The sequence below is a fragment of the Agromyces laixinhei genome, assembly GCF_006337065.1.
Taxonomy (GTDB): Bacteria; Actinomycetota; Actinomycetes; order Actinomycetales; family Microbacteriaceae; genus Agromyces; species Agromyces laixinhei.
In genome coordinates, this window is the sequence record NZ_CP040872.1 from 2972046 (window position 1) to 2989186 (window position 17141).

Sequence of the window (17141 nt, forward strand, 5' to 3'; positions counted from 1 at the left end):
GGGTGGGTTCTCGGGTGCCGGCAGCCTCTGTGGCGCCGGGCTCGTCTCACACTAGGGCACGGCTCACCGCTTGTCACGACATGATCGCGTGTCGCCGAACGATCAGGCCGCGACGAGGTACTCGTTCCACTGCGGCAGCGGCCGTTCGAACCCGCGCACGACCCAGTTGCGCCCGTTCGGGCGGCCCGGGCTGAACCGCAGCTGCCAGCCCATCTCGGCCGGGGTGCGGTCGCTCTTCGTGTTGTTGCAGCGCAGGCAGCATGCGACGAGGTTCTCCCAGGTGTCACGCCCGCCGCGCGAGCGCGGGAGTACGTGGTCGATCGTGGCTGCCGTGCGGCCGCAGTACGCGCAGCGGTGGTCGTCGCGGCGCAGCACTCCGCGCCGGCTCACCGGCGCCTGGCTGAACCGGGGCGGGCGAACGTAACGGGTGAGCAGGATGACGCTCGGTCGTTGCCACGAACCGCTCGCGGCGCATACCGGATTGCCTGCCTCATGCTCGATGACCGTGGCCTTGTGATTCATGACGAGCAGCAGCGCGCGCTTGAATGAGATGACGGCGAGCGGCTCATAGCCCGCGTTGAGCACGAGGGTGCGCATGAGGTGCCTTTCGATCGGTGCTGGATGGCTTCCAGCCGCGTGAACGGTTCGGCGTTCCGTGAGAGCGTCGGGCGACAGCGGGCGTTGCCCAGATGCGGGGGGCCGAATGAGCCGCAGAACAGCGAACGGGCACTGTCGTGATGACAGTACCCGTCGAGGTCTCGGCCCGGTTCGTGCTCGTGCGACTACTGCGCCGTTGGTCGAAGAGCGCGCGCGCATCCGTGGAATGGATGCTGCACGACTTCACCATCGGCTTCCCCTGCCCGGTCTCTCGGATCGTCAGGGTCTCAGCGTAGAACACGAATGGCGCGCCGGAAACTTCCGGCGCGCCATTCACGTGCGGTGTCACGCGATGTTCATCATCAGATGCCGATGCGAACGATGTAGTAGTCGCTCGTCCAGATGGGCTGCACTCGAACGGATGCCCCCTCGTAGGGCGCGTGCAGGATCATGCCGTTTCCGGCGTAGAACCCGTCGTGGCCCGGCATGATGACGAGGTCGCCGGGTTGCGCGTCGGCCTCGGCGATGCGGGTGCCCATGGCGCCCTGCCCTGCGGAGGAGTGGGGCATGCTGATGCCGAACTGCGCGTAGACGTACATCACGAAGCCCGAGCAGTCGAAGCCGGCCGGGGTCGCGCCGCCGTAGACGTAGGGCGTGCCGATGTACTGCGTGGCGACGTTGTAGACGCTCGCGAGGTCGAAGCTGGGGTACGGGGGGTTCGCGAGGAAGTCGCCGACCGACGGACCCGAGTACGACGCCGCGTACGACGTCATGGCCGTCTCGGCGGCGACGCGCGCCGCTTCGGCCGCAGCCGCAGCGTCGGCCGCAGCCTGGATCTCGGCTCCCGTGACCGTGTCGTAGCCGTCTTTCGTGACCGGTGCGGCGATGACGTCGTCGGTCACCTCGACCGACTGCGCCTCGGCCTTCGTGAGCTTCGTGACGTCGGTCTGGGCGAATTGCGGGCCGCCGGATCCCGGAGCGAAGGCGTACGCGGGGATGGCGAGCGTGCCGATGATGCCGGCCGCGACCGACATGACGAGCACGTTGGCGAGGGGCCCGCGCCGGAGACGACGCGTCGACGGCAGTGTGGACGCGGCGACGCGTGCGGCCGCGTCAGGCTGTGGAGAACCGGGGGAAACGGGCGCTTTCGCGGCGATGATCGCCTTCGTCGCGGCACCGCGGGCGGGGTTTCTGGTGAGACGCCGCCGTGAGATTCGAGCCAAGATGTGTACCTCCGTCGCTCCACGACATCAGATGTCACCCCACCGGATGCGCGCGCGGCGCTTACGGGTACTTGATCGAGCGGTGGGCTTGGGAAGCGTCTCGACCCTGGTCCTCCGACTGGCTTCTTGCCGGCGGACTCGAAAGAGACTACGCGACGGGAGCCAGAATGTCACATTCTGATTACGGCGTGCCGCTGATCAGGGGTTTCAGGGGCAGCAGTGGTTGTGCGCAGAGGTCACGCTGCGATGAAGAGGTGCCCCGCGACCTCGCTCGGCAGCTCGAGACCGCCGTCGACGCCGTCGACCTCGACGAGCACGTAGCCGCCGACACGGCGGAACGTCGCCGCGGCGCCCGGCATGACGCCGGCCTGCCGCATCTGGGCGAGGAGTTCGGGGTCGAACTGCATCGGTTCGCCGAGGCGACGCACCACGCCGCGGATCGGCTCCTCGCTCGCATCGACCGCCTCGACGAGGTTCACGACACCCGACATGAAGGGGTCGGACGGCAGCAGGCCGAGTTCTTCGAGCCCGGGGATGGGGTTGCCGTAGGGCGACTCGCGCGGGCTGCCGAGGATCTCGATGAGACGACGCTCGACCTGTTCGCTCATGACGTGTTCCCAGCGGCAGGCCTCGTCGTGCACGAACTCCCACTCGAGCCCGATGACGTCGGAGAGCAGTCGTTCGGCGAGACGGTGCTTGCGCATGACGTGCACCGCCTTCGAGCGGCCGTCGGGCGTGAGCTCGAGGTGGCGGTCGCCGGAGACGACGACGAGTCCGTCGCGCTCCATGCGGGCGACCGTCTGCGAGACGGTCGGGCCGGAGTGACCGAGGCGTTCGGAGATTCGTGCGCGCAAGGGCACGATGTTCTCCTCCTCGAGATCGAGGATGGTGCGGAGATACATCTCCGTGGTGTCGATCAGGTCGGTCACGCGCCAGCCTCCCGTTGTCACAGCCCGTCGTCCAGCCTAGCGGGCGGCGCCGGCTCGCTAGACTCGACGGCATGCCGAGCATCGTGATTCCCCGTGACCTGCTGCCAGCCGACGGACGCTTCGGCTGCGGTCCGTCCAAGGTCCGGCCCGAGCAGCTCGCCCACCTCGCAGCGCTCGGCCCCTCGATCCTCGGCACCTCGCACCGCCAGGCTCCGGTGAAGAACCTCGTCGGCCGGGTGCGCAGCGGGCTCACCGACCTCTTCTCACTGCCCGACGGCTACGAGGTCGTACTCGGCAACGGCGGTTCGACCGCGTTCTGGGATGCAGCGGCCTTCGGCCTGATCGAGGAACGTGCACAGCTCGCCTCGTTCGGCGAGTTCGGCGCGAAGTTCGCCGCCGCGGCCGCGGCCCCATGGCTCCAGGCGCCCGACGTGCGCAAGGCGGCCCCCGGATCCCGGGCCGAACCCGACGTGATCGCGGGCATCGACGTCTACGCCTGGCCGCAGAACGAGACCTCCACCGGAGTGATGGCGCCCGTCGCCCGGGTGGCCGGCGACGACGGCGCGCTGACCGTCATCGATGCCACGAGTGCAGCGGGCGGCATCCTCGTCGACCCGACGCAGTTCGACGTCTACTACTTCGCCCCGCAGAAGAACTTCGCCTCCGACGGCGGCATCTGGTTCGCGCTCCTCTCGCCGGCGGCGATCGAGCGCGTCGAGCGCGTCGCGGCGAGCGGGCGGTACATTCCCGAGTTCCTGTCGCTGAAGAACGCCGTCGACAATTCACGGCTGAACCAGACGCTGAACACGCCGGCGCTCGCGACCCTGCTGCTGCTCGAGAACCAGCTCGAGTGGATGAACGCCTCCGGCGGCCTCGCCTGGGCCGACGCCCGCACCCGCGAGTCCTCATCGGTGCTCTACGACTGGGCCGAGCGCACCTCGGTCGCGACGCCGTTCGTCAGCGACGCCGCGCACCGCTCGCAGGTGGTCGTCACGATCGACTTCGACGAGTCGACGGATGCCGCGGCGCTCGCCGCGGTGCTCCGCGAGAACGGAATCGTCGACACGGAGCCCTACCGCAAGCTCGGCCGCAACCAGCTGCGGGTCGCGACCTTCACCGCGATCGAACCCGACGATGTTCGCGCGCTGACCGCCTCGATCGACCACGTGCTCGCGCAGATCGGCTGATCACATGCGGCTCTGGCTCAGCGACGGGGAACGACGCCCCGATCCGGCGCCCGCGCGTGCCGACGGCCGCAAGGCCGTGGTCGCGGGCACGATCGGCTGGATCGTCGCGCTCGTCGCGTGCCTCGTCTTCCGGGCGCAACTCGAGTCGGCGGGCCTCGCGTGGCTCACCGGCGCCGCGATCACCGGCGCGGCGATCGGCCTCATCGGCCTCGTGGTCGTGCAGGTGATCAGGCGGCGATCGGGTCAGGCGTCGGAGCCCTCGACGGACTGATCTTCGGGCTCGTCGTCGCCCTCGGGCTCGTCGTCGCCCGATTCGTCGAACGCATCGATGTCGATGCCGTCGAACTCCTCATCGTCGTCGACGTCATCCTCGTCGTCGTCAGCATCGGCGTCGTCAGCATCGGCGTCGGCGTCCTCGGATTCAGCTGCAGCAGCGGCGACCGCCTCCTGTGCGGCGCGGTAGTCGGCCAGCCGCTCCGACCACGGCACCCAGTCGGGCGCGAGCAGCGCAGCCTCGCCCGGCATGAGTTCGGTGCTCAGCACCGTGGGCTCGGCGGTGTCGTCGAACCGTGAGAGCGTGACGCTCCAGTGCCATCCGGGGTACCCGCTGAGGTCGGACGCGAAGAGCAGCGTCAGCACATGCTCACCCTCGACCAGGTGTCCGGCGACCGAACCGACCGTCTCGGGTGCGGTGACCTCGAGCAACGCCTGCCGGGCGAGATCCACCGACGACAGCAGCACCTCGTCGGCCACGACGGCCACCGCGGGTTCGGTCGCCGCGAGCTGGGCCTGCGCCGGTTCGGTGCCTGACCGTTCGGGGTGTTCGATCTGTTCCTGTTCGGCCCGATCGGCTTCCGTCGGTTCAGGCATCGAGATCGTCAGCCACCTTGCGCAGCACTGCGGCGACGGTGCGTGCCTTCGATTTCTCGGGGTAGCGACCACGCCGGAGGTCGGCGCCGATGCCGTCGAGCACCTTCACGACGTCTTCGACGATGATCGCCATGTCGTCGGCGGGCTTGCGGTTGATCTTGGTGAGGCTCACCGGGGTGTCGAGCACGCGCACCGACAGCGCCTGGGCGCCGCGCTTGCCGGCGGCGACGCCGAACTCGAGTCGACTGCCCGCTCGCACGACCGCGCCGGCGGGAAGTGCGGATGCATGGAGGAAGACCTCCTCGCCGTCGTCGGAGCTGATGAAGCCGAAGCCCTTCTCCTCGTCGTAGAACTTGACCTTGCCGGTTGGCATCGTGTGAACCTCGCTCATGTCTGCAGGCGCGCTGAATCACAGCGCCGTCCTCGTTCCAGTCTATTGCGCGGCGCCCCCGCGAGCGCGTCGCCTGCCCTATTCTGAAGGAGTGAGCGACTCCGGCCCCATCATCGACAATCGCGCCGAACGCGTCCTCGCATACATGTTCGCCGCCATCGTCGCGCTCTGCATCATCTGCTTCTTCGCCGTGATGATCGGCACCTTCTCCGGCGTGAGCCGTGAAGAGATGGGTGCCGGCATCTGGCCCGTCGTGTTGATGCTGCCCTGGTTCGGCCTCCCCGTCGCCTTCCTCCTCCTCATTGCACTGCTCATCGTCAACGGCGTGCGGCGGGGCCGCGCGGCGCGAGCCGGATCGAGCTGATCGGAGACGATGCTCGAACTCGCCGCACGACTCCGCGGGATGTCGCGAGACTCCCTCGCAACAGCCCTGCACTCGCGCGAGTTCGAGCCGGCGGGCGTGCGCGACCTCTTCGATCTCGCCGAAGCGGTGCTCACCCCCGATTCGGTCGACCACGCGGTCGGCCGCCTCGATCGGCGGCGTCTCGCAGTGCTCGCCGCCGCCGTCGAACTCGCCGCAAGCGGCGGCACCACGGTCTCGGCAGTCCACGGCGAACTGATGCGGCACGCGGCATCCGCTGAGCTGTCGGATGCCGCAGGCGAACTGCTCGACGCGCTGACCGAGCTGATGCTCGTGGTGCCGGTCGACCACGGCATCCACGTGCCCGCAGCGGTCACGGCCCGGGTGGCACCGCGCCTCGGGGCAGATCTGCCGTCCGCGGCCGAGCTCGCGACTCCGGCGCCGCCGGTGCTCGTCTCCGGCGACGACGTCGACCGCTCGCTCATCGACCGGCGCGCCGCCGAGACCGCGTACGCGACGGTCGCGGCGACGGCCGAGGTGCTCGCCGCGCTCGGCGTGCAGCCTGCTCGCGAACTCGCGAAGGGCGGTCTCGCGCTCCCCGATTCCAAGCGGCTCGCCGAGGCGAGCGGCGTGACGCTCGAGGCCCTGCCCCGGCTCTTCCACCGTGCCGAGGAGGCCGGTCTCGTCGTGCGCGAGGGCGCCTACTGGCTCGAGTCCGAGCAGGGCGCGGCCTGGTCGCTCGAGTCCTCCGAAGGGCGCTGGCGGCATCTGGCCGCGTGCTGGCGCGACCGCATCCCCGAACTGCTGCGCGAACTCGTGGCCCGCAGGAGCGAGTCCCTCACCGCGAGCACCCTCCGCGACGACGTGCGTTGGTTCTACCCGGCGGGCGGACGCTGGCTCGACGAGGGCCTCGAGCGGCTCATCGGCGAGGCCGAAGCACTCGGTCTCGCGGTCACGGGCGAGCCCGCGCCGACCACGCTGCTCGTGCTCGACGGCGAACTCGAGCAGGCGTCGGCCCGACTGGCGGCGCACTTCCCGGCCCAGGTCGAGCAGATCTACCTGCAGCACGACCTCTCGATCGTCTCGCCGGGCCCGCTCGAACCGGCGCTCGACGCACGATTGCGCGGCTTCGCCGACGTCGAGGGTCGCGACCTCGCCTCGACGTATCGCGTCAGCGCGGCATCCGTCAATCGCGGACTCGCCGTGGGTGAGACGGCCGAGTCGATCCTCGCCTTCCTCGACGACATCTCGCTCACCGGAATCCCGCAGCCGCTCGCCTACCTCGTGGCCGAGGCGGCCGCGAAGTTCGGGTCGCTGCGGGTCGCGCTCGCCGGCGAAGCGGATGCCCCGGCGCGGGCGGTCGTGCACTCCGACGACGAGCAGCTCGTGCGAACACTGACCGTCGACCAGACACTCTCCTCGATCGGGCTGCGCCAGGCCGGGCCCGATCGCCTGCTCTCGCGCTTCGCGCCCGAGGTCGTCTTCTGGGCGCTCTCCGACGCCCGCTATCCCGTCGCGGCCGAAGACGCTGAGGGCAACATCATCCGTCTGAGCCGGCACCACCTCGCGACCGCGCCGGCGCCGACGCCGAAGTCCGACCCGATCGAGGCGTTGCTCGACCTCGTGTTCGCCGAGGGTGAAGACGGCGCGACCGAGCAGGCATGGCTGGCTCGGCAGCTCGAGGCCGCTGCGCGGTCGAAGGAGACGCTCACCGTCACCGTGCGCATGCCCGGTGGCGACACCGCCGATTACCTGCTCGCCCCAGCGAGCGTCGCCAACGGACGGCTCCGCGCTCGCGACCGCAAGGCCGACATCGAGCGCACGCTGCCCCTGTCTGCGATCGCGGCGGTGACCCCCGCGCCGGCCGGCACCTGACGAGCGATTCCCGCCCGCGCGGCCGACCTCCCATGAACCGGGCGTAGACTCGACCGCTATGTCAGACGGCCCACTCATCGTGCAGAGCGACCGAACCGTCCTCCTCGAGGTCGCCCATCCGCTCGCCGAAGACGCGCGCCACGACCTCGCCGTGTTCGCCGAGCTCGAACGGGCGCCCGAGCACATGCACACGTACCGCATCACGCGGCTGGGGCTCTGGAACGCGCGGGCCGCCGGTCACGGCGCCGACGACATGCTCGCGACGCTCGAACGATACGCGAAGTTCCCCGTGCCGCAGACCGTGGCAGTCGACATGCGCGAGACGGTCGGGCGCTACGGGCGGCTCGTCGTCGACCGCACCGGCGACGGAGCGCTTCGGCTGCACAGCGACGACATCGCAGTGCTCACCGAGGTGGCCTCGGCCAAGCGCATCGCCCCGCTGCTCGTCGAGCGCCTCGACGACCGGAGCTTCCTCGTCGCAGCGTGGGCGCGCGGCACTCTCAAACAAGAGCTCGTGAAACTCGGTTGGCCCGCCGAAGACCACGCCGGGTACACCCCGGGAACGCCGCATCCGATGGCGCTCGAACAGGCCGACTGGCACCTGCGCGGGTACCAGCAGCAGGCCATCGACAACTTCTTCGACGGCGGCTCGGGCGTCGTCGTGCTGCCCTGCGGCGCAGGCAAGACCCTCGTCGGCGCCGGGGCGATGGCGACGGCGAAGACCACCACGCTGATTCTCGTGACGAACACCGTCTCGGCCCGCCAGTGGCGCGACGAGCTGCTGCGCCGCACGACGCTGACCGCAGATGAGATCGGCGAGTACTCGGGGCAGGTGAAAGAAGTCAAGCCCGTCACGATCGCGACGTACCAGATCCTCACCGCGAAGCGGAAGGGCGAGTACGCGCACCTCGCACTCCTCGACGCCCTCGATTGGGGTCTCGTCGTCTACGACGAGGTCCACCTGCTGCCCGCACCGGTGTTCAAGCTCACCGCCGAGCTGCAGGCGCGACGGCGCCTCGGCCTCACCGCGACGCTCGTGCGCGAAGACGGCCGTGAGGGCGATGTCTTCAGCCTCATCGGCCCGAAGCGCTTCGACGCGCCGTGGAAGGAGATCGAAGCGCAGGGCTTCATCTCCCCCGCCGCCTGTTACGAGGTGCGCATCGACCTCCCGCAGTCCGAGCGGCTGACGTACGCGGCATCCGCTGATGACGAGCGCTATCGCCTCGCCGCGACCGCGCCCGCGAAACTCGACGTCGTGCAGGAGCTCGTCGCCAAGCATGCGGGCGAGCGGATCCTCGTGATCGGCCAGTACCTCGACCAGATCGACGAGCTCGCCGAGGTGCTCGATGCCCCGAAGCTGACCGGTTCGACGCCCGTCGACGAGCGCGAGCGGCTCTACCAGGAGTTCCGCGACGGGCGCACGCCGGTGCTCGTCGTCTCGAAGGTCGCGAACTTCTCGGTCGACCTGCCCGAGGCGACCGTGGCGATCCAGGTGTCCGGCTCGTTCGGCTCGCGCCAGGAGGAGGCGCAGCGACTCGGCCGGCTCCTGCGGCCCAAGGAGTCGGGGCTCAGCGCGAACTTCTACACCCTCGTCTCACGCGACACCGTCGACCAGGACTTCGCGCAGAACCGCCAGCGGTTCCTCGCCGAGCAGGGCTACAGCTACACGATCCTCGACGCCCACTCCCTCGAGGCCGCCTGACCCACCCCGCCGCATCCCCACTCTTGCCGCATCCCCACCCTTGCCGCATCCCCACTCTTTTCAGGAGTTCTTCGTTCGGATCGGTCGAAAACGATGATTACTTCCTGAAAAGGGTGTCGAATCCCGGCCGGGTTCCTGAAAAGAGTGGGGATGCGGCGGGGCGGGCGAGTGGGGAGGCGGCGGGGCGGGCGATGGGTCAGTGTCGGCGGTAGCGGAGCAGGAGCAGGTCGCCCGCGGGCCTGGCGTGCACGAGGTGCATGCGACGCGCGAGTTCGGGCGTTCCGCGCACGATGCGGCCCGCGGCCCCGCCGACGAGCGTCGGGCTGAGCGAGAGGCAGAGCTCGTCGACGAGGTCTTCCTCGAGCAGCGCGCCGAAGAGATGCGGCCCGCCTTCGCAGAGCACCTGCCGGAGCCCGCGATCGGCGAGCGCGTCGAGCATGCCGTGCAGCTCGACCGCCCGTTCGCCCGCCACGACGACATCGGCGACCCGGGCGAGCTCGGCGCCGCGTGCCTCGGGCGCCGCTGCGTGCGTCACGACGATCGGGCGCGTCGCGGCGGCCGTGAAGAACGCCGATGCGGGGTCGAGGTCGAGCGACGAGGAGACGACCGCGAGCCGGGGCTGCTCGGGCAGACCGCGGGCGGTGCGCCACGCGGCATCCGCTTCGCTCACGGCGAGCCCGCCGTAGCCCTCGACCCGAACCGTGCCTGCTCCGACCAGCACGACGTCGGCGAGGGCGCGCAGCACCTGCATCGCGAGCCGATCGCTCTCGTCGCCGAGCCCGCCGCTCCGGCCGTCGAGCGTTGCCGCTCCGTCGAGGCTCGCGACGAAGTTCATGCGCACGCACCGCTTCTCGCGATCCGGCAGGGCATATGCGGCGAAGAGCGCCTCGCGGTCGGGCGTCGCGGTCATCGGTTGTGCTCCAGGAACGCCGGATGCCGCCAACCCTCGATCGCCTCGATCATGCGCATGGCGTCGACGGTCTCGCGCACGTTGTGCACACGCACGATGCGGGCGCCCCGCATGACGCAGTACACGGCGGCGGCGATCGAACCCTCGATGCGCTGCTCGCGCGGCCGGCCGAGGCTCTCGCCGACGAAGTCCTTGTTCGAGAGCGCGACGAGGGTCGGGTAGCCGAGGCTCGTGACCTCACCGAGGCGGCGGGTCAGCTCGAGCGAGTGCAGTGTGTGCTTGTTGAGGTCGTGGCCGGGGTCGATGACGATTCGATCGGATGCCACGCCTCGCGACTCCGCGAGGGCGACGCGCTCCGTGAGGAAGGCCGACACCTCGGCGACGACGTCGCCGTACTGCGGCGAAGGATACGGCGTACGGGGTTCAGCAAGGCTGTGCGTCACGACGATCGTCGCCCCGGTCTCTGCGATGACATCGGCCATGACGGGGTCGTGGAGGCCCGTCGTGTCGTTGACGACGTGCGCGCCGGCGGCGATCGCCGCACGGGCCACCTCAGGGTGGAAGGTGTCGACCGAGATGACGGACCCCGAGCCGGCGAGCGCGGCGACGACGGGCACGACCCGGTCGATCTCCTCGGCGACGGGGACCGCCGGACCCGGGGCGAACTTCGCGCCGCCGACGTCGATCCAGTCGGCGCCCTCCTCGATCGCGGCCGTCGCCGCGGCCACGGCGGCGTCGAGCGCCGCGGTGCGCCCGCGATCATAGAAGGAATCCGGGGTGCGATTCACGATCGCCATGACTGCGACCTCATGCGAGAAATCGAACTCGCGGGGGCCGATGCGCCGGATCACCGGGGTTCGATTCACCATGCTGCCGAGTCTTCCACGCGCAACGCGAGGCGCCAACGCACGCGGCATCCGTGCACCGGGCCCCGTGGCATCCGGCCGAGCGGATCGGCGACCCTCGAAGAACGCTCAGGAAAGTTCCAGCTGATGCGCAGATAATCGTCACATGAGCGACGGACCACGCATTCTCATCGTCGACGACGAGCCCAACATCCGCGACCTCCTCACGACGAGCCTGCGTTTCGCCGGCTTCGCGGTGCGCGCCGTCGGCAACGGCGCGCAGACCATCTCGGCGGTGCTCGAGGAGGAGCCCGACCTCATCATCCTCGACGTGATGCTGCCCGACATGAACGGCTTCGGCGTCACCAAGCGTCTGCGATCGGCCGGATACACCGCGCCGATCCTCTTCCTCACGGCGAAAGACGACACCGAAGACAAGATCACGGGCCTCACCGTGGGCGGCGACGACTACGTCACGAAGCCCTTCAGTCTCGACGAGATCGTCGCACGCATCAAGGCGATCCTGCGCCGCACGATGCATGCCGAAGAAGACGCGGTGATCCGCACGGGTGAGCTCACGATGGACCAGGACACGCATGAGGTGCTCGTGGGCGACGTGCCCGTCGAGCTCTCCCCCACCGAGTTCAAGCTGCTGCGCTACCTCATGCTGAACCCCAACCGGGTGCTGTCGAAGGCGCAGATCCTCGATCACGTGTGGGAGTACGACTTCAACGGCGATGCCGGCATCGTGGAGAGCTACATCTCCTACCTCCGTCGCAAGCTCGACCTGCACTCCGCGGAGCCGCTGATCCAGACCAAGCGCGGATTCGGCTACATGCTGAAGTCCTCCTCCAAGCCCTGACTCAGGAAGGCGCACCTAGACTCGGCCCGCCATGAATCAGATCTCCGAGCGGTGGAACCGCATCTCACTGCGCACCAAGATCACGGGTGTCACCGTGCTCATGTTGACGCTCGGACTCCTGGTCTCCGGAATCGGCACGGCGGCGATGCTGCGCTCGTACGTCGATTCTCAGACGAAGGGCAAGCTCGAGACCATCGCCTCGGGCGACCTCGGCAAGTACTTCGCCGACGACGGCGAGCAGGCGAGCAAGGGGTCCGACCTCGACGACCTCGTGTTCCGCCCCGATCCCGACGTGTTCATCGCGGTGTACGACGTGCAGACGGGCGAGCTCAAGAAGCACAACTGGCGCGAACGCGACCCTGCCGTCTGGCCGCAGCTCCCCGAGACGCTGACCACGGCACAGGTCAACTCGACCAACGCCGGCGGGTACGAGGTGCTCGCCCTTCGCGACGCCGCCGGCAACTCCACGTTCCGTGGGGTCGCGGCGCTCATGACGACCGACAACCATGGCACCCTCGCGCCGATCATCATCGCGGTCTCCTCGAAGGACACCGAGCAGCTGCTCACGATGTACCTCACGATCTTCTTCGGGTTCGGGCTCGGCGTCGTGCTCGTCGGCGCCCTGCTCACCCGAATGCTCGTCACCACCACGTTCATGCCGCTCCGCGAGGTCGAACGCACCGCATCGGCCATCGCCGACGGCGACTTCAGTCAGCGCCTCGCGGGCGCCACGCCGAACACCGAGGTCGGTCGCCTCAATCGCTCGCTCAACACGATGCTGAACCGCATCGACCGGGCGTTCCGCGATCGCGCCCGCACGATCGACCAGATGCGCCGCTTCGTCGGTGACGCCTCGCACGAGCTGCGCACGCCGCTCGTGTCGGTGCGCGGGTACGCCGAGCTCTACCGCATGGGTGCGTTGCAGTCGCCCGACGAAGTCGGCCAGGCGATGGAGCGCATCGAGAAGGAGGCCATCCGCATGGGCCTCCTCGTCGAGGACCTGCTCGCTCTCGCACGACTCGATGAGGCGAAGCCGCTCGATCTCGCGGAGGTCGATCTCGTGCCGCTGGCGCGCGACGCCGCGCTCGACACCATGGCGGCGCACCCGACTCGGACGATCACGGTGATCGCCCCCGAAGACGTGAGCGCCACGGATGCTCCTGGCGACCCCGCTCCCGACCTCGAGGTCGAGCTCGACCCCACGGCCGACCGGGCCCCCACCGGAGCGATCTCCTTCGCCGAGGCGACGCTTGCACGCCTGCGCGGCCGTCGTCCGCGCGGCGACGCGGCGACCGGAGCGACCGGGGCGAATACGCGCCGGGCACCGGCGAAGGCCGGTGGCTCGTCGGCGTCGGCGAAGCGTGCGGCACGTGCCTCGGCCGCGGCGTCGGCGGCTGCTTCGGCGGCCGCGGCTCCCGGTGCTCCCGGTGCTCCCGGTGCTCCCGGTGCTTCCGGTGCTCCCGGTGCTCCCGGTGCTCCCGGGCAGCAGAAGCCGGTGCGGCGCACCGTCGTGCTCGCCGAGGAGAACAAGATCCGCCAGGTGATCACGAACCTCATGGGCAACGCGATTCGCTTCACCTCGTCCGGTTGCCCGATCGAGATCCGCATCTCGGTCGACGATGCCACCGAACGCGCGATGATCGAGGTCGTCGACCACGGTGACGGCATTCCGCCGCAGATCCGCGAGAAGATCTTCCAGCGCTTCTGGCGCGCCGACACGTCGCGCACGCGGGAGACCGGAGGATCCGGTCTCGGCCTCGCCATCGTGTCGTCGATCGTCGCGGCCCACAACGGCACGGTCGACGCGGTCGAGACGCCCGGCGGCGGTGCGACCTTCCGCGTGCAACTGCCGCTCGCGGGTTCCGCCGCGGCCCCGCAGCGGGTCTCCGGCGACTGACCGGGGTGCGAGTGAGCTGATCGGACGTTCCTCGCGCGTCGTTCCGAGCGGCTCTCGCCGCACCACTCGTCCTCCACAGGCGACGGCCGGCGGCTGGAGCCCGCCGTTCGGCCGAGCGGCCGTCTGCCGCATCTCGGCGGCGCGTAGCGTGGCGCGCACACCGAACGAAAGGGGCCGAGATGGCCGTCTACCAGGTCGATGCCGAACAGGTGTCCGCCGCGACTCAGACCGTGCAGGGCACGATCGGCCGCATCCAGTCCGAGGTCGCATCATTGCTCGGCCAGCTCACAGGCCTGCAGTCGTCGTGGTCGGGTCAGGCCTCCGATGCATTCCAAGGCGCGGTCGTCGATTGGCGCGCGACGCAGCTGCAGGTCGAAGAGAGCCTCGCCGGCCTCAACCGCGCGCTCGGGGTCGCCGCAATGCAGTACTCCGACGCTGAGCAGGCGAATGCGCGGTTGTTCCTGCGCTGAACGTTTTCCGCGTGGCACCGCACATCCCTTCCTTTCGCGCCGCAGACGCCTAGCATGGAGAACGAGACGTCGCCCCGAGGACGGCGCCCCGACCAACAAGTGAGGGAGCGATGATGTCTGAATCGAACCGACCCGCTGAGCCCCCCGACGAGGCGGCCGCCGCCGCCGCAGGCGACTCCACCGACGATCTCGAGGGCAGCTACACCGAAGTCGACGGTGACGGGCCCCACGAGCGCACCGTCGCGGGCGCGTACATCCGCACCGACGGCGCCGATGACGACGAAACCAGTGTCAGCGACTACACCTCGAGCGAGGGCCACCCCGATTCCCATGAGCCGGCCGAGCGTCACGGCAAGTTCGTCCGGACGGAACCGCCGAAGCCGCACCCCGGCCTGCACCACGCCTGACCGGCGTTCGCTCAGGTCCCACCCGGGGTCCGACTCGAATGCCCGCGGGCGAGTCGGGCGCCTGCGGCCTCGAGCCACCGCACCGGGTCCGCCATCGCGGCCGCCCGGTCTCCGGCGAGACCGGCCAGAGCGACGGATGCCGCGAACCCGCGCGGCTCGGCGGTGATCGACCCGGCAATGAGCGCCACCGGCGCACCTGCCTCGGCAGCCAACCGGGCGACGTGGCTCGGCGCCTTGCCCGCCTCGGACTGCCCGTCGAAGCGGCCCTCGCCGGTGACCACCAGGTCGGCGCCGACGAGATCGTGAGCAAGCCCGGCGGCGCTCGCCACGAGTGCCGCCCCTCCGCCCATCTCCGCGCCCCAGGCGAGCAGGCCGAAGCCGGCTCCGCCCGCGGCACCCGCGCCCGGCGCCTCCGCTGAGACCCCGGGCACGAGACGTGCGAACCGGGCGAGATTGGCCTCGAGCACGATGATGTCGGCAGCATCCGCCCCCTTCTGCGGACCGAAGACGGCAGCGGCGCCGCCCTCGCCGAGGAGCGGGTTCGTGACGTCGCCGAGAACCACCGCCCCGCCATCGGGGAGCGGGCGGAGGCCGGAGAGTTCGACCCGATCGAGTCGACCGAGCGCCCGATTGCCGAGGCCGACCGGGCGTCCGTCGACGCCGAGGAATCGAGCGCCGAGCGCCGACAGAGCGCCCACGCCGCCATCCGTCGATGCGCTGCCGCCGACCGCGAGCAGGAGTCGCTTCACGCCCGCGTCGAGGGCGGCGGCGATCGCGTCGCCGAAGCCGGCGGTGTGCGCATCGAACGGCGCGAGCGGGTCGACCAGCGAGAGGGCCGACGTCGCCGCGAGTTCGACGACCCCTGTGCCGCCGGGCAGCAGCAGCCAGTGCGTCGCGATCGGTGCCGAGTCGGTCGCCCGCCCCTGCACCGCGACCCGCCCCTGCACCGCGACCGGCCCGCGCACCGTGATCGGCATGCGCCGGGCATCGGGCACGGCGGCTTCGAACGCGTCGAGGGTTCCCTCGCCGCCGTCGGCCATGGGGCGCTCGACGACCTCGTCATCGGCGCGGACGGAGCGCCATCCGCGCGCGATCGCGGCCGCGGCATCCGCTGCACTCGCCGTGCCCTTGAACGAGTCGGGGGCGATGACGACATGCATGGCGCCTCCTCGGCTCTCTCGGCGCCCATCGTAGCGCCGCCGCCCGCGGCTACGATGGGATGATGTCGTTCGACCTGCAGGGGTTCCCCGCTGATTCCGAAGCGCTCGCCTCGCTCGCCGCGAGAGGACTCGACTACCGTCTGGTCGACACCGCAGACGCGGCGGCGACGTCGGCGTGGGTCGAAGCCGACTTCCGCGGGTTCCACCACGCCCGCCCGAGGCAGATCGACCTCGACTACGATCGCGGCTTGCTCGCCGAGCGACGGGTGCACGGTGTCTACGACCGGGCCATCCTCGAACCGGCGATTCCCGTCGCCACCGTCTCGAGTTGGCCGACGGGGCTGAGCGTGCCCGGCGGGCGCAGTGTCGACGCCTGGGCCGTGAGTTCGGTCACGGTTTCACCGACGCATCGGCGCCGCGGCATCGCCAGGGCGCTCATGCTCGCCGAATTGCAGAACGCGCGTGCGGCGGGCGCCGCGCTCGCGATGCTGACCGCCACCGAAGCCACGATCTACGGCAGGTACGGGTACGCTCCGGCAGCGCGCGCCGCGACCGTGTTCGTCGATCGGCGGCGCGTGCACTGGGTCGGGCCGGATGCCCCGGGCCGCGTGCAGTTCGTCGACGGGGCCGCCATCCGCGAGATCGCTCCGGGCATCGCGCGGCGTGCCGTGGCGCGCACTCCAGGCGAGATCGACCGCTGGCCGGCGCTCCTCGATCGCGTGCTCGGCCTCTTCGACCCCGACAGCGAGCGCTCGAGGGCGCGCCGCGTCGTGCGCTACGACGACGAACGGGGCCAGGCCCAGGGCTTCGCCGTCTTCCACGTGACTCGCCCGCCCAACGAACCGGGCGTCGCCGAGTTCGACTTCCTCGCGGCGGCGACCGACGACGCCGAGCGCGCACTCTGGCGGTTCCTCATCGAGCAGGACTTCGTGTCGGGCACGCGCGGGTTGCTCCGATCGATCGACGAGCCGCTCCCCTGGCTCCTCGAAGATCCGCGGGCCGTCACCTTCTCCGAGGTCGTCGACCACCTGTGGCTCCGCATGATCGACCCGATCGCCGCGCTCGCCGCACGACGCTACGGCGCGCCGGGGCGACTCGTCATCGAGGTCGACGACCCCATGGGCATCGCGGGCGGCCGGTTCGAACTCGTCGTCGACGACAGCGGACGTGCAGAGGTCACTGCCCTCGAGCAGTCGGATGCTTCGGCATCCGCGAGGGGTGTTCGCCGCATCGGCCTCGGGGTGCGCGAACTCGGGGCGATCTACCTCGGCGGGGTGCATCCGTCTGTGCTCGCGCGTGCGGGGCGCATCACCGAGCGCTCACGCGGGTCGATCGCAGCGGCCGACGCCATGTTCGCCGCGCAGCGCACGCCGCACCTCAGCATCTGGTTCTGAGGCCGGATGCCCGGGCGCCTGGCCCGGCGACTCGGCCCGGCCGCCCGGCCCGGCGGCGCCG

Annotated in this window: 19 protein-coding genes; 11 read left to right on the plus strand and 8 right to left on the minus strand. The window is 70.3% G+C overall.

What is annotated here, in order from left to right; genetic code table 11:
• Positions 1 to 102: 102 nt before the first annotated feature.
• Positions 103 to 597 (minus strand): HNH endonuclease, encoded by a 495-nt coding sequence (locus FHG54_RS14100; RefSeq protein WP_139417834.1) that lies wholly within the window; start codon positions 595 to 597, stop codon positions 103 to 105.
• A gap of 140 nt (positions 598 to 737) precedes the next feature.
• Between FHG54_RS14100 and FHG54_RS16410 the strand changes: the two genes are divergently transcribed.
• Positions 738 to 893, plus strand: a complete 156-nt coding sequence (locus FHG54_RS16410) for a hypothetical protein (RefSeq protein ID WP_157008947.1) — start codon at positions 738 to 740, stop codon at positions 891 to 893.
• A 66-nt stretch (positions 894 to 959) separates the two neighbouring features.
• Here FHG54_RS16410 and FHG54_RS14105 read toward each other — a convergent pair whose 3' ends face one another.
• Both FHG54_RS14105 and FHG54_RS14110 read right to left on the minus strand, forming a co-directional pair.
• Positions 960 to 1820: a C40 family peptidase gene (locus tag FHG54_RS14105; protein WP_232331517.1), complete on the minus strand. Its 861-nt coding sequence runs from the start codon at positions 1818 to 1820 to the stop codon at positions 960 to 962.
• A 236-nt stretch (positions 1821 to 2056) separates the two neighbouring features.
• Entirely contained in the window at positions 2057 to 2749 is a 693-nt protein-coding gene (locus tag FHG54_RS14110; protein ID WP_139417835.1) for an iron-dependent transcriptional repressor DtxR, read from the minus strand.
• A 71-nt stretch (positions 2750 to 2820) separates the two neighbouring features.
• Between FHG54_RS14110 and serC the strand changes: the two genes are divergently transcribed.
• Both serC and FHG54_RS14120 read left to right on the plus strand, forming a co-directional pair.
• Complete coding sequence (gene serC, locus FHG54_RS14115; RefSeq protein ID WP_139417836.1) at positions 2821 to 3936, plus strand: phosphoserine transaminase; 1116 nt, start codon at positions 2821 to 2823, stop codon at positions 3934 to 3936.
• A 4-nt stretch (positions 3937 to 3940) separates the two neighbouring features.
• Positions 3941 to 4207: a DUF2530 domain-containing protein gene (locus FHG54_RS14120; RefSeq protein WP_139417837.1), complete on the plus strand. Its 267-nt coding sequence runs from the start codon at positions 3941 to 3943 to the stop codon at positions 4205 to 4207.
• Here the strand turns inward: FHG54_RS14120 and FHG54_RS14125 are convergent.
• Positions 4180 to 4806, minus strand: coding sequence for a DUF3027 domain-containing protein (locus FHG54_RS14125; protein ID WP_139417838.1), 627 nt, complete (start codon positions 4804 to 4806; stop codon positions 4180 to 4182). The genes FHG54_RS14120 and FHG54_RS14125 overlap by 28 nt on opposite strands.
• Positions 4799 to 5179: a cold-shock protein gene (locus FHG54_RS14130; protein WP_139417839.1), complete on the minus strand. Its 381-nt coding sequence runs from the start codon at positions 5177 to 5179 to the stop codon at positions 4799 to 4801. The genes FHG54_RS14125 and FHG54_RS14130 overlap by 8 nt, the downstream gene beginning before the upstream one ends.
• A 109-nt stretch (positions 5180 to 5288) precedes the next feature.
• Here FHG54_RS14130 and FHG54_RS14135 point away from each other — a divergent pair, with 109 nt between their 5' ends.
• The 3 genes from FHG54_RS14135 to FHG54_RS14145 are packed head-to-tail and all read left to right on the plus strand — an operon-like array spanning position 5289 to position 9135.
• Positions 5289 to 5561: a multidrug ABC transporter ATPase gene (locus FHG54_RS14135; protein ID WP_139417840.1), complete on the plus strand. Its 273-nt coding sequence runs from the start codon at positions 5289 to 5291 to the stop codon at positions 5559 to 5561.
• A gap of 39 nt (positions 5562 to 5600) precedes the next feature.
• Positions 5601 to 7433 (plus strand): helicase-associated domain-containing protein, encoded by a 1833-nt coding sequence (locus tag FHG54_RS14140; protein ID WP_168197185.1) that lies wholly within the window; start codon positions 5601 to 5603, stop codon positions 7431 to 7433.
• 58 nt (positions 7434 to 7491) lie between these two features.
• Positions 7492 to 9135, plus strand: a complete 1644-nt coding sequence (locus FHG54_RS14145; protein ID WP_139417842.1) for a DNA repair helicase XPB — start codon at positions 7492 to 7494, stop codon at positions 9133 to 9135.
• Between the two features lie 196 nt (positions 9136 to 9331).
• On the opposite strand, the gene FHG54_RS14150 is transcribed toward FHG54_RS14145, so the two are convergent.
• Positions 9332 to 10045, minus strand: coding sequence for a pyrimidine reductase family protein (locus FHG54_RS14150; protein WP_139417843.1), 714 nt, complete (start codon positions 10043 to 10045; stop codon positions 9332 to 9334).
• Complete coding sequence (folP, locus tag FHG54_RS14155) at positions 10042 to 10914, minus strand: dihydropteroate synthase (protein ID WP_210415432.1); 873 nt, start codon at positions 10912 to 10914, stop codon at positions 10042 to 10044. The genes FHG54_RS14150 and folP overlap by 4 nt, the downstream gene beginning before the upstream one ends.
• 142 nt (positions 10915 to 11056) lie before the next feature.
• On the opposite strand from folP, the gene FHG54_RS14160 reads away from it, so the two are divergent.
• The 4 genes from FHG54_RS14160 (at position 11057) to FHG54_RS14175 (ending at position 14526) form a co-directional block, all read left to right on the plus strand.
• Positions 11057 to 11752 carry a response regulator transcription factor gene (locus FHG54_RS14160; RefSeq protein WP_139417845.1) on the plus strand — a complete coding sequence of 232 codons (696 nt, stop codon included), beginning with the start codon at positions 11057 to 11059 and terminating at the stop codon, positions 11750 to 11752.
• Between the two features lie 31 nt (positions 11753 to 11783).
• Entirely contained in the window at positions 11784 to 13649 is a 1866-nt protein-coding gene (locus tag FHG54_RS14165) for a sensor histidine kinase (protein ID WP_168197186.1), read from the plus strand.
• A 179-nt stretch (positions 13650 to 13828) separates the two neighbouring features.
• Complete coding sequence (locus tag FHG54_RS14170) at positions 13829 to 14119, plus strand: WXG100 family type VII secretion target (RefSeq protein ID WP_139417846.1); 291 nt, start codon at positions 13829 to 13831, stop codon at positions 14117 to 14119.
• Between the two features lie 113 nt (positions 14120 to 14232).
• Entirely contained in the window at positions 14233 to 14526 is a 294-nt protein-coding gene (locus tag FHG54_RS14175) for a hypothetical protein (RefSeq protein WP_139417847.1), read from the plus strand.
• A gap of 11 nt (positions 14527 to 14537) precedes the next feature.
• Here the strand turns inward: FHG54_RS14175 and FHG54_RS14180 are convergent, their stop codons facing one another.
• Complete coding sequence (locus FHG54_RS14180) at positions 14538 to 15686, minus strand: glycerate kinase (protein WP_139417848.1); 1149 nt, start codon at positions 15684 to 15686, stop codon at positions 14538 to 14540.
• A 62-nt stretch (positions 15687 to 15748) separates the two neighbouring features.
• Between FHG54_RS14180 and FHG54_RS14185 the strand changes: the two genes are divergently transcribed.
• Positions 15749 to 17080, plus strand: a complete 1332-nt coding sequence (locus tag FHG54_RS14185; protein ID WP_168197187.1) for a GNAT family N-acetyltransferase — start codon at positions 15749 to 15751, stop codon at positions 17078 to 17080.
• Positions 17081 to 17141 lie beyond the last annotated feature (61 nt).